This window comes from Halobacillus salinarum (genome assembly GCF_022919095.1).
In the GTDB taxonomy this organism is placed as follows: Bacteria; Bacillota; Bacilli; order Bacillales; family Halobacillaceae; genus Halobacillus_B; species Halobacillus_B salinarum.
Genome location: NZ_CP095073.1, coordinates 398,982 through 411,138, shown reverse-complemented (window position 1 = coordinate 411,138; position 12,157 = coordinate 398,982). Strand labels below are relative to the sequence as shown.

At 46.0% G+C, this 12,157-nt stretch carries 11 protein-coding genes; 3 read left to right on the top strand and 8 right to left on the bottom strand.

The genetic code is table 11. The features are described from left to right. Positions 1-87: 87 nt before the first annotated feature. The 3 genes from MUN89_RS02300 (at position 88) to MUN89_RS02290 (ending at position 2,785) form a co-directional block, all read left to right on the top strand. Positions 88-891 (top strand): CsxC family protein, encoded by an 804-nt coding sequence (locus tag MUN89_RS02300; protein ID WP_244711056.1) that lies wholly within the window; start codon positions 88-90, stop codon positions 889-891. A gap of 177 nt (positions 892-1,068) precedes the next feature. Then, entirely contained in the window at positions 1,069-1,800 is a 732-nt protein-coding gene (locus tag MUN89_RS02295; protein WP_244711054.1) for a CsxC family protein, read from the top strand. Positions 1,801-1,873: 73 nt separating this feature from the next. Continuing rightward, positions 1,874-2,785 carry a VOC family protein gene (locus MUN89_RS02290; protein ID WP_244711052.1) on the top strand — a complete coding sequence of 304 codons (912 nt, stop codon included), beginning with the start codon at positions 1,874-1,876 and terminating at the stop codon, positions 2,783-2,785. A 43-nt stretch (positions 2,786-2,828) separates the two neighbouring features. Here MUN89_RS02290 and MUN89_RS02285 read toward each other — a convergent pair whose 3' ends face one another. The 8 genes from MUN89_RS02285 to walK form a co-directional block, all read right to left on the bottom strand. Continuing rightward, a complete protein-coding gene (locus MUN89_RS02285) occupies positions 2,829-3,638 on the bottom strand; it encodes a CsxC family protein (protein WP_244711051.1) in 810 nt (269 codons plus the stop codon). Positions 3,639-3,934: 296 nt separating this feature from the next. Next, positions 3,935-4,117 (bottom strand): hypothetical protein, encoded by a 183-nt coding sequence (locus MUN89_RS02280; RefSeq protein ID WP_244711049.1) that lies wholly within the window; start codon positions 4,115-4,117, stop codon positions 3,935-3,937. A gap of 162 nt (positions 4,118-4,279) precedes the next feature. Then, positions 4,280-5,308, bottom strand: a complete 1,029-nt coding sequence (locus tag MUN89_RS02275; RefSeq protein WP_244711047.1) for a threonine aldolase family protein — start codon at positions 5,306-5,308, stop codon at positions 4,280-4,282. Between the two features lie 687 nt (positions 5,309-5,995). Then, the gene (locus tag MUN89_RS02270) at positions 5,996-7,222 is read right to left on the bottom strand and encodes a S1C family serine protease (protein ID WP_244711045.1); all 1,227 of its coding nucleotides are present in this window, start codon (positions 7,220-7,222) and stop codon (positions 5,996-5,998) included. A gap of 75 nt (positions 7,223-7,297) precedes the next feature. Continuing rightward, entirely contained in the window at positions 7,298-8,092 is a 795-nt protein-coding gene (locus MUN89_RS02265) for an MBL fold metallo-hydrolase (RefSeq protein WP_244713536.1), read from the bottom strand. Between the two features lie 15 nt (positions 8,093-8,107). Beyond that, positions 8,108-8,992 carry a two-component system regulatory protein YycI gene (locus MUN89_RS02260; RefSeq protein ID WP_244711043.1) on the bottom strand — a complete coding sequence of 295 codons (885 nt, stop codon included), beginning with the start codon at positions 8,990-8,992 and terminating at the stop codon, positions 8,108-8,110. A 1-nt stretch (position 8,993) separates the two neighbouring features. Beyond that, positions 8,994-10,334 (bottom strand): YycH family regulatory protein, encoded by a 1,341-nt coding sequence (locus MUN89_RS02255; RefSeq protein WP_244711041.1) that lies wholly within the window; start codon positions 10,332-10,334, stop codon positions 8,994-8,996. Next, entirely contained in the window at positions 10,331-12,157 is a 1,827-nt protein-coding gene (walK, locus tag MUN89_RS02250; protein WP_244711039.1) for a cell wall metabolism sensor histidine kinase WalK, read from the bottom strand. Before walK ends, MUN89_RS02255 begins: the two co-directional genes overlap by 4 nt.

Here is a 12,157-nt window from a genome sequence, read left to right as displayed (position 1 = left end):
CCACTGATATACTGTCTCATTCATCTATGCTCTCTATTAAAAACTGCATAGGATAAAGTGTACCTTATAAAAAAGGAGGGTTAATTAATGAAAAAAGACCAACATTGTGTGAATACTAACCTTTCTGCATCTGTGGAGCAGTGCGTGAACACGCCTGTGGATGATGTAATTACAACTCCTGCAAACCCGGCTCTAATCACTAGATTACCGGTTACGCTTGCAGAATTAACGGTGAATTCCAGCTTGTCTGCGAACATTCAATTTCCTGAACCAGTACTGGAAATTAAGGACGTCAAGAAACGTGTGAAAATTGTCCAATGCAGACTGCTGCTTCCTGGAACTGCAGATTCAGACGATCCGTTTGCAGCTGGAGACTACCAGCTCTTCCTAAGAGGGTTTGTCCGCAAAAACATCCAATATGCGACTCCGGATCCAGGAGCGTCTGATGCCTGTGTATCCTCCAGTCTTCGCTCATTGACAGTGGATGTTCCATTTGAATGTGTGACGACTGTGTTGTCTGGAAGCTTCCTGCAGCCGCCGCAATTGCCGGTGTACAACAGCAGGAATGAATTTGATTTCTTCCGGGCACAAGAATTAGGTCCTGGGTACCCTGAGAAAGAACAGCTGCTTTCAAGCGATCTTTCCCAATTCCACCAGAATAGTACCCAGTACTACAATCAATTTCCTTACTGTGAAATTATCAGTAGTAATATCACAGAATATGATGAGGCAGTGGATCGTGTTCCGTTACCTGGAAACGCTCCATTTGAAGAAGGATATTTCTACAATATCGTAGAGAAAATGTTCTTAACTTTTACGATTAAAGTGCTGCAAAACCAGCAAGTTGTGATTGAAGCGCTGGATGCTCCAGCGAACGGGTTGAAAAAGTAAACTAAAAAATCCTTGAGAACAAGCATTATTTCCTTCGCTCCAAACGGGAGCAGAGGAATGATGCTTGTTTATATTTCCCATAATTTTCAAGCGGGACCACCCTTCAACTGGGCGCCTGCCTATACAGAGGGCAGATGACTACATATGATGAACCATCCTAACGAGGGAGGCCCTCCTATGTCTGAATTTGAAAAAAAAGAAAGTTGTGAACCAATTAAGCACTGCAAGGAACACGATCCTCATATCTGTCTTGGCAAAGTCGTTACGAAAGTACCCGTGGTGCTTGCTGAACTCACGATCCAGGTCGATATGGACGCTGAAATCAATTTTCCAGAGCCTGTGTTGGAAATTAAAGATATTAAAAAACGTGTAAAAATCACGCAATGCCGCTTACTGCTGCCTACAAATAAGCTGTTTATTAAAGGATTTGTCCGCAAGAACATTCAATACGCGAGCCCGAGCATTGATATACAGGAAAACAATACGACCTCCATTGCATCCGACATGCATTCCTATACCGTGGATCTTCCATTTGAAACGATCACCGAAATCAACCACTATATTTCAAAGCCTGTGCTTCCAAGAGTGAACAGCCGCGAAGAGTTCGATTTCTTCGTTTCACGGCCGCTGCCAACCGGCTTCCCTGAAAAAGATGAAGTACAGACGAGTGACCTTTCCCAATTTCACCAGGAAAGTGAACAGTATTATAATGAGCTCCCTTATTGTGAATTAATTTCGAGCCATATCATTGAGTGGGATGAAGCGACGAACAGACAGCCGCTCCCGGGCAGCTCACCGATTGAAGAAGGCTATTTCACGACGGCTGTTGAAAAAATGGTGCTCGACTTTACGATTAAAGTCCTTCAGAACCAGCAATTGCGAGTGGCCTCAACGACGAATGATGCGTAAAGGCGAATAACCTTCACAGATCGCTGAGGAGGTGAACGGAACAAAGCTTCGCGCCTGGAAGCTTTCTATAGATATGAAGAATTTCAGAAAAAAAGACAATCGCGCACACCCGGTATTTTTTCAGCCTCCGAAGGTCTCAAGCAAACAAGTCGATGAACTGCCTTCGGAAAAAAAGAAAAAAATTCCGGAAGAAGATTGGGAAAAAATAAGGATGTTAGTAGCGCAGGAAGAAGCAGACGAGGAGTTGCACTGTGAGGAAGAGGAGGAGACCTTCTTTACGGAGGACGAAAGCATCGACCGCTCTGTAGACGAAATTGAAGAGAAACAGGAGGTCGTCATCCCTCCCTTAGTGGAAGAAGTCTGCCCAAAGGAGGAAGAACGCCTGCCGGCTCCATTACCGGCCGAACCAGCCGAAGAGGAATGCATCGAAGTCATCGAGTCCTCTCCTCCGTGCTGCCCGTATGAAGATCCCCCATCCGTCCTGGTGAAGCTGCCTGTCAGACTTGCCGATGCTCTTTTGGATATCGACGTATGGAAGTGTCTGGACGTCATCCGTTCAGGAACCGTCTTAAACCCTGTACGATGGCGTCTCAAATCTTACCGCGGGGAAGTAGTTGACCACGTCCTGTTCTTTAAAGGAATTGTGGAAGTGGATGTGGAATACACCTCTTCTTCCCAAACGATTCATTCCTTTAAAACAGAGATCGTCATCGAAAAGACAATATCTCCACAATGGACGGTTCAGCCAGAGCTGCCGTACAGCCAGGAAGCTGAGTACACCTTCCGCCATGCAGATGGAACTGGAGTAAGTACGCATTCCGGAACATTTGATACGTACGCCGAGCCTCCATCGATTGAAGTGAATGATGTAGCGATTGTGTCCTATGAAGAATCCGCCCAAAGGGATGGGGAGATTTGCCTTCAAGCCAATGTGATCGTCTCCATTACGATCTTCCAAAGGCAGTACTTGCATGTTCAACGATAAAAAAACAAGGTGTCCCACTTTTGTGAGACACCTTGTTTTTTAGTTATCTTACTCTGCGAATCACATTTTTGAAGCGTTCGCTTGCGGTTGGATACTTCGGCTGAGAAGCTTGAGTTTCGCCTTCAGCGGTCATACCATTGTCCACGTTTGTGGCGATTTGCTGTGTTTGCAGCAGCTTGAAGACAAGAATGACTTCCGCTTTCTCCGTAATTTTGCTGAATCTTCCCCAGCTGTCGAAATCTTTGTGCAAGTCGATTTCATTGACAGCAGACGCAATCAATTTACAGGAGATAGGTTCATTGTAGATTTCAAACGTCAAGGATCCATCTGTGCAAAGGTCTGCACCATGGCCATCATAAGCAAGCTCTCTACGCTCAAGCACTGAGCTTTTTACGCTGAATGGAACTCCAAGCACAGGGTATTGAATCGGGTTTTCCAATTCAACCGTTTCTGAACATGTAAACGCCACATCTACACCATAATCTCTAATAAAACCAGTCGTATCCTCCACGTATTGAATGTTTTTGTGGATGACACCGGTCACAAAGATTTTTACGGTTAGATTTTGTAAATCTAAAATAGATGGAACCGCTTTACATTGCTTCAACGAAATGTTCTTGCGAATCCACTTAATTTCCCTCGCAGGCGTAGGCAGATGAATGTCCGCTTCAACATCTGCTTCTAGAATAACATCCGCAAGTGCAACAGGAATATCTACCGCACTTGGGATCTCCCCTGTTAAATCAAGCGAAGCGTCGATGACTTCACAGTTCACACTTTTTGTTTTTGCCTTGTTGCTGGGAAGTTGTGCTGGACACTTATAGTTGTTAGAGCAGCCCGTGTTTTTTTTCATTTCTTTCACTCCTTTAGTCGTAATGTCAAAAGACACAGAAGTGTCCGTTACCTTCTATTTTTTTGACTTACTATTTCATATGCTGGTAACCCTGAAAAAGCATGGACTGATGGAGATAGCCATTCGCATATTTCTTCTGTTTCACAACAATCGTCCAGTTTTTTCAACAATTTTTCTGAGCACCTGCACATGGAAAGGAGCTTCTACTAAAGACCCTCCCCTTTCATAGAAAATGAACGCCCTTTTTTCTTTTTATACACAGAAAAAAACCCCGGAGGTCAACTCGGGGTCCCTTCTTATTTAAGCCGTAACCTGCTGTACTTCTTCCGTTTGTAGGATTTCGTACGTCGCAGATGCCTGCTCAGTTCTTCCAATGGTATGCCATCATCAAAGCGATCTTTATCAAACATTTCAGCGAAGGTATGCTCATGGGCTAACGGCGGCTTTTGAATCCGTTGACCAGTTTCCACTTCCGACATGGGACCACCTCCAAATGTTTGATGAAAAATCTGATACCAAAGGTGAAGGGGCAATAAACCAAGGGAGGTTTCGAAATTGGGCTCTTTGTTAAAAATTATGTGGATGGAGCCGCAAATATGCTTCGTTTTTCCTTTTTTTTGAAAGCATTTTCCTTTTTTCCGTTAAAAGGACCGGGCACACGTTTGAATGTTCTCCAGGGCGTAGGTAATATCTGCTTCCTCTACGTCAAAATTCGTGACAAACCGCACCGTCTGCGGACCCGATGGATTTGCGAGCACGCCTGTCTTTTTCAGCTCGTTTGAAAATTGCTCGGCCGTGACGCCGAGGCGGCTGACATTGAGGACGACCATATTCGTCTCTACCACATTATCGATCGTGAGCTTCGGTATCTGTGCAATGCCGGCTGCCAATTGCTGCGCAAGCTGGTGGTCGATACTTAAGCGTTCGACCATATCGGTTAAGGCGACAATCCCTGGTGCGGCAATGATTCCCGCCTGCCTGAGCCCGCCTCCTAACCGTTTGCGCCATTTTCTCGCTTTTGTTATAAACGCCTGGGAGCCGGCAATGATCGAACCCGCCGGAGCACCGAGACCTTTGGACAGGCAAAACTGAACGGTATCCGCCTGATCCGCATACCGGGCAGCCGAAATCCCGGAAGCGACAGCAGCATTGAATAACCGGGCACCATCTAAGTGGACAGGAATCTGGCAGCTTCGTGCCACATCATAAATCGCCTGCATGTTTTCCAGCGGTACGATGGAGCCGCCCGATTTGTTATGCGTGTTCTCAAGACAAATCAACCCGGTTTCCGGAAAATGCACATCCTCCGCCCGAATGCTTGCCTTAATCTCTTCGGGATTCATCGCTCCGCGAATCCCTTTGATGGTACGCGGCTGCACCCCGGCAAATGCGGACATCGCTGCGCCTTCGTATAAAAACAGGTGCGATTCCGCTTCCAGCACAACCTCCTGGCCGGGCTGGCAGTGGGTAAGTATGGCGATTTGGTTGCCTTGCGTCCCGCTCGTTACAAATAAAGCCGCCTCTTTGCCAAGCTTCTCCGCCGCCATTTCCTCCAATCGTCTGACCGTTGGGTCCTCGCCGTACACATCATCTCCCACTTCTGCTTCAAAAGCTGCCATTCTCATAGCAGAAGTGGGCTTCGTCACCGTATCACTTCGTAAATCGATCATAGGGAATTCTCCTCCTTCTCCTTTTTATTTTACGAAACATGTCCCTTAATGGAAAATTTTTTATCCCCTGCCTGGGAAACTAACGGAATTCAAGCTATCGTATACCGTTAATGGGTAGGAAGTTTCTAATCCAAAAAAAATCATAAATCTACATCGATCGATTTTTTTTAGTCGAAAAGTAATTTCCAGTTATCCACAGTTTTTCATGGCAGCACAATTATTTTTAATTGTAAATAGTTATTCACATTTCCTTTACAATCATTCATCTATTCGTTTTTTCACAGGGTCTGTGGAAAACTTTTAATATTCTCAAAAAAGGAAATTCTCCCAGAACACCCTGTTCTGAATAGTGATTGGCTGATTTGAAATTCCTGAAAAAGTTCTAACGAGATCAGTTACTAACAATTATCCACAGACTTATACACAGGGGATCTATACAGTTTGATATACACAAGTTGTCCTCTACTATGAACAGGTTATACACAAAAATATCCACATATGCACAAATCTACTTGCGTATATGGTAGTAGAATTTATGTTCGCCACCATATATGTATGTTATCCAGAATATTATTCACAGGCTGTGGATAATCATTTTAAGCGGCGTCAACTCCTTGCACACCAACGATTTTAGTTAAAAATGTAAAAAACGTGTATACCTGAGGTAAAGGTATACACGTCTCTTCCTTACTGCTGCGATCCAAGTGTGATGGTTGTCGTTTCTTTCTTGCCGTCACGGTAATAAGTGATCTTCATCTCATCACCAGGATCTTTTTTATCATAGAGATATTTACGCAAGTCGATGATCGATTCGACCTTCTTGCTGTCCAGTTTCACGATCACATCAAGCGGCTTCAATCCTGCTTTATCCGCTGGAGACATCTGCTTAATGCTGCGGATGTACAGCCCGCCTTTCACTTCTTTCGGAAGCTTCAGCGTATTCTGCCATTCAGAAGAAGGCACTTCGTCCAGTCCATAGGCTTCTACACCGATATAAGGACGGTTCACCTTGCCGTACTTCTCAAGTTCATTAATGATCGGCATCGCTGAATTGATCGGAATGGCAAAACCAATGCCTTCTACGGCAGATTCTGCAATTTTCATCGAGTTGATGCCGACAAGCTTGCCTTCGATGTTGATCAAAGCGCCGCCGCTGTTCCCTGGATTGATAGCGGCATCGGTCTGAATAACCTCAGCCTGCCAGTCCTCCAAGCCATCTCCGTTAAAATCCTGCGGAATCGCCCGCTGTTTCCCGCTGATGACCCCTTTCGTTACGGAGCCGGAAAAACGAAGGCCTAACGGATTCCCAATGGCCACAGCCGGTTCGCCGACTTTCAAGTTGTCAGAATCACCAAGTTCAATCGGGTCGCCTACTTTATCTGCAGGCATTTTAAGTACAGCTAAATCTGTGAACAAATCACTGCCGACTAACTGGGCCTTAATCCTCGTTTCGTCTGATAAGACCACTTCAATCTCATTTGCTCCCTCGATCACGTGATTGTTCGTCACCACGTAAGCTGTTCCATCTTGTTTCTTATAAATAACTCCTGAACCAATCCCTGCTTCTTGTGGGGAGCCGGATTGCTCTGTCCAAAAATCCGATTGAGACTGCATGTTCACAACCCCAACGACCGATGGCGTGACTTTATCCACTATGTCGGTGATCTGCGTGGAAACATCTACGGATACTTGCTTCGGCGTGTTTCCTGTTAACCCTGTTTCTCCTTCGACCAGGCCGCTTTCATCCTCTGGAATGGTAATGTCATAAGGAAGCAGCTCTGTCTGTACAAGTGCTGGTAAAGCTAACAAAACCAACACTGCCCCAAGGATTACTCCAACGATCGTTGGCATAACCCAGCGGCGGCGGTGCTTTCGTTGCTGAGTAGCTGGTGAGTGATCGTCATAATAGCCCACAGCTTATTCACCTATCCTTTCGTCCTCGAAACCTCTCCATGATATTCTTTCCTTTAAACCTCAAAAATAAAACGTTTATACTGTGTAAATTGGCGTAGCCTCCACCGGATCGGTGTCGTGGAGCTCAATTCGCGAGCCAATCTCAAAGCCGCGTTCCTTTAACACATTTTCTACAGACATGCGGGCCAGATCCTTCATGTTATTATCAAGACTTAAATGCGCCAGGTAAATCCGCTTCGTCTTATCGGTAATGACGTCGGTCAGCGCATAGGCACAGTCCTCGTTCGATACGTGGCCGGAATCCCCCAGTATTCTGCGTTTGACGTTCCAAGGGTACCGTCCCATCCGGAGCATGCTTACGTCATGATTCGATTCAAAAATAAAAGCATCCGCGCCTTCGACGGTTTTTTTGATTCGTTCCGATACGTAGCCAAGGTCGGTGACGAGCGCCACTTTTTTTCCGTCTTTGCGAAACGTGAAAAACATCGGCTCTGCGGCATCATGGGAGACAGCGAAGGATTCAACATCGATGCCGCCAAACGTCTGAGCCGCTTCCATGTTGAAGATGAATTTCTGATCCAAGGGGACCTTCCCGATCTGCCCGTCCATCGCTTTCCACGTTTTCTCGTTGGCGTAGATCGGGAGCTTATACCTTCTCGCCATAATGCCGAGCCCTTTAATGTGGTCACTATGCTCGTGGGTGACCAGGATTCTCGTGAGCTGCGCCGGGTCCACGTCGACCTGCCTTAATAAGCCTTCCATTTTCTTGCCGCTTAATCCTGCATCCACCAGAATCTTTTCATCACCTGAATCTATATAAAAGGCATTGCCAGTACTGCCTGAAGCTAACACGCTGAAACGTAACGTCATAAATCTCCACTCCATTTACTGCGATTCACCATTTGAACTCCTTTCATTATTTGGTTTTGGGATATCGGTTGGATCCTTGGTGTTATTTTCCAACGTTGCGATCGATTTGTCTATAAATTTACCTTCATCCATCGATAACAACGTCCCTTTTAACGCGTCGACAAAATATTCATCTTCGCCGTTAACGGTAATCTTCCAGGTCGGATTAAACACTTGCGCCCCGTTTTCCACGAGCAGGTTCAAGTTAATATTGGAATAATAACCCAAATTCATTTCTGTAATCTCGTCCCCTTTGGAAAGGGAGTCCCGCAGCTGCTGGACCGCTGCGATCGGAGCGATCAGATCCGCCTGCTCCCCAAACTCTTCATCAGAAATATTAAGCAGGGAGGCCGAATACTTCGTCATTTTTCCATCGTCGACCTTAATAATGAGCGCCCCGCCTTTATTGTAATAAATCGTATGGTTATTGGCTTTTTGAAAAAAGATGATGACATGCTTCTCTTTATTCCACGTCCAATACGAGTATTGACTGGCGAAAGGCACATACTTGCTCACCTGCTCCGTCACGTTATCCTCATCGATTTTGATCGGATCTTTAAACACGGAAACAAGCAGCCGGTCGTCAATAATTTTGTACTCCTGCTGGTCTTGATCCAGGTCGTGAATTTCCTCGATATTTTCCTCAGCAAACTCATCCGGTTTTGCCTTCATCACTTTGAGGATCGGCTTTTCCTCCGGGACATTCGATAAATCGATGTCCATATCCTCCAGTTCTTCCTGAGAAGGAGACAGGGTAGTCAGCTCGTTCGTATCCTGCTTGGATAAAAATTGCTGCAGGAGGAATAAATCAAGGATGAGAAAGCTCACGATGAACAAAGTCTTAATTTGTCCCCATTGCATATTAGCTCGCCCCCTGACTGACCGCTGCTTTAATTTTTTTCGTATCCAGCTGTCTCCACTGTCCGCTTTCATGGACAAACCAGTAAGGAAGCAGGTTGTACACCGGAGAGCCGCTCGGCTGCTGAACTAAGCTGTATCCAGGCTGAATATCATCAATGTGACTGACGCTGTACTTGGGGTCCGTCGTAATATAATCGACGACTTGCTGGCCTGAGGGCAGCGCTTCCTGCTGGGATTCGTTATATTGATACGTCTCAAATTTAATTAACGGCCGCACATATTCGCTGATGTTGCCGTTCTGCTTGTTATACGTTAAGGACATGGACGAAATTCCCCGGTCGCTTGCCAAAATCGGATAGCCGCTGTTGTACATTCTAAAATCGATTGTCTGCGGGTTGGTGGACACATTCGATAACCGGAATGGATCCGTCCAGCCTTTTTGGTCATTGATGTAGCTGAGCGTCGTCGACATGATGTCGTATTTGCTCATGTTCGGGGCATTGTCGATCGGGCTGGAATTAAAATCGACGTACTTCATCCACTTTTCATCGGTCATAGTAAGCAGCTTATTGTTGCCCCGCAGCTGTTTATCTTTTCCAGAAATGTTGATGACGACCGATTCCCGGGAAAACAGCGAGTTTCTAAGCGGCGTCGTTTCCAGTACCGTATAAGTCAAGACTTTTATCGGCAGCTTCACTTCATCGACAGGCAGGAACATCCGTTCATTGTTTCCTTCCGGTTCATAGACAAACTGCTCGGTTAACCGCTGTTTATGATCGTCCAAGTCTCTGATCACCGCATTTGCCCCGTTTTCAGGCAGCGTGGCAACCAGCACTTTTTCATTGTTTTGATTAACAAACCAGACTTGGGCTGACGCTCCTTCGCCTGCATTCTCGGGATAAATGATAAAGATCCGGTTAAAGTCGATATTGGAAATAAACGAATTCGTACTGTCGACTTTGAAAATGTTGGCGATCACATCCGAAGGAATCGAAGTCGGAAAAATAAACTCCGCCATTTTATCCGCATCAGGAAGACCGGTTGTCTGCGTTGAGCTGATGTCCAGCAATGTGACATTTTGCAGGCTGTTGAACAGCTCTTTGACATTTTCTTTGTTTTTATAAGAGTAATACTTGCTATTTTCCGAAAAAACGACTTTTTCCGGAACGAGCAGACTGCTCATCGTCTGAGTCGTGCCGCTGATTTCGGTGTTTTCGATCAGACCTTCATCATCCTGGACCTTATCTTCTGTCGGCTGGTAATTCCAGATCGCTCCGGTTAAAAGCAGGCTAAATACAATTAAAATGACGAGAATAATCGTTTTTAAGGATTCAACCTTCATTTTTTACCCCTCCGCTTCTGGCTCATTAGCGGAAGTGTAAAGAGCACGGTGGTGCCTTTACCTTCTTGACTCTCCGCCCATATTTTCCCGTGGTGGGCATCAATTATTTCCCGGGCAATGGCAAGTCCAAGGCCGGTGCCGCCTAATTCTCTCGTCCGCGATTTATCGACACGGTAAAAACGATCGAAAATTTTGTCGACCGTATTCGCCGGCATGCCGAGCCCTTCATCAGAAATGCTGATGATCAGCTGTTTTTTATTCGTTGTCGCTTTAAACCGGATCGTGCCGCCTTCGGGTGAATATTTGATCGCATTGGAGATCACATTATCGACGACCTGGGTCAGCTTATCTTTATCAATCCAGACATACAGTTTACGATCAGGAAGCTCTCGTTTAAATTCGATGTTTTCCCGTTTATGCATTTCAAACCGGTCGATCACGTGATTGAAAAACTCCATGAATTCCACACGGTTTTTCATCATATTGGATTCTTTATGATCCATTTTTGTCAGCTGCAGTAAGTCATTGACAAGCCGGATCATGCGGTCGGTTTCGGTCTGCGTCACATCGAGGAAGCGGGGAGCAATATCCGGGTCCTGCCAGGCGCCTTCGGTAAGAGCTTCTATGTAACTGCGCATCGTTGTGAGTGGTGTGCGAAGTTCGTGGGAAACGTTCGAAACAAACTCCCTGCGTTCCTGTTCCACCTTCTCCTGTTCGGTTACGTCACTGATTACCGTAATAAAGCCGTCCATTTCATCGTTTTCATCACTGACAACGGAAAAATTCGCTTTAAGCAGAAGGTGCTGATCCTCTGAGCTTAGATCGGTAATGATGGAGTCCGTGTTTTCGATTTCGGATATATCGGAGAGCTGGTCATTTAAGTCGAGCACATCGATCAGCGACTGGCCTTTCACTTCTTCAAAGGTCTGGCCGATCAGGACTGAGGCCGGTGCATTCATTAACGTGATCGCGCCTAAGCGATCCGTCGCAATGACGCCGTCGGACATGTTGGATAAGACCGAGCTGAGCTTGCGTCGTTCTCCTTCAATCGTGGCATGCGACAATTTCAACTTGTCATTTAAATCGTTGAACGTGACCCCGAGCTGGCCGATCTCATCATTGCCGTGGACTTCCACTTTCTGAGAGAAGTCGCCGGTCGCCATAATCTGCGCCTGCTTGCGCATCTCGCTCAACGGCTTCGTAATCGTTCGGGCGACAAGAATCCCGAGGAGCGCAGTAATGGTAATCGCCAAAATCGTGCCCTTAGCAAAGATACTGTTGATTTTTTGCAGCTGGTTATACACGCTGCTCATATCGGCTTCGTAATAGACCGTTCCTAAAATTTTCGAGTTGGTGCTGATCGGCCTCGTCCCGACCCAGACGCGTTTGTTCGTCTCGGGATCGACTAACGTTTCAGGACTGGGGTTCCCGAGAATGAGCGACTGGGTGATTTTGATGCTGGACGTTTTCTTGCCGCTCAGCGATGACTCATATCCGTAAGCGGCCACGACGCGCTGGTTCTTGTCGATGACCTGCAGCTTGCGGATATCATTGGAACTGTAATTAAACCGCGTAATTAAGTCTTTGACTTCAGATTCTAACGTCGGATCGGTTTCAGTACGATCCGCTGTAAACGATTGCTGCAAGCTGTAGGTTAACGTGTCGATCCGTCCCTCAATGGAATTTGTAAAATTATCCTTCAGCTGTGCTTCCAACCGATGAACAAAGTAGGCCCCAATCACTTGAATGCCTAGTAACAATAGAAGCACGTAAACAACAATCAGTTTTAAGCGGACCGATTGAAAAAAACCTACTTTCTGCAT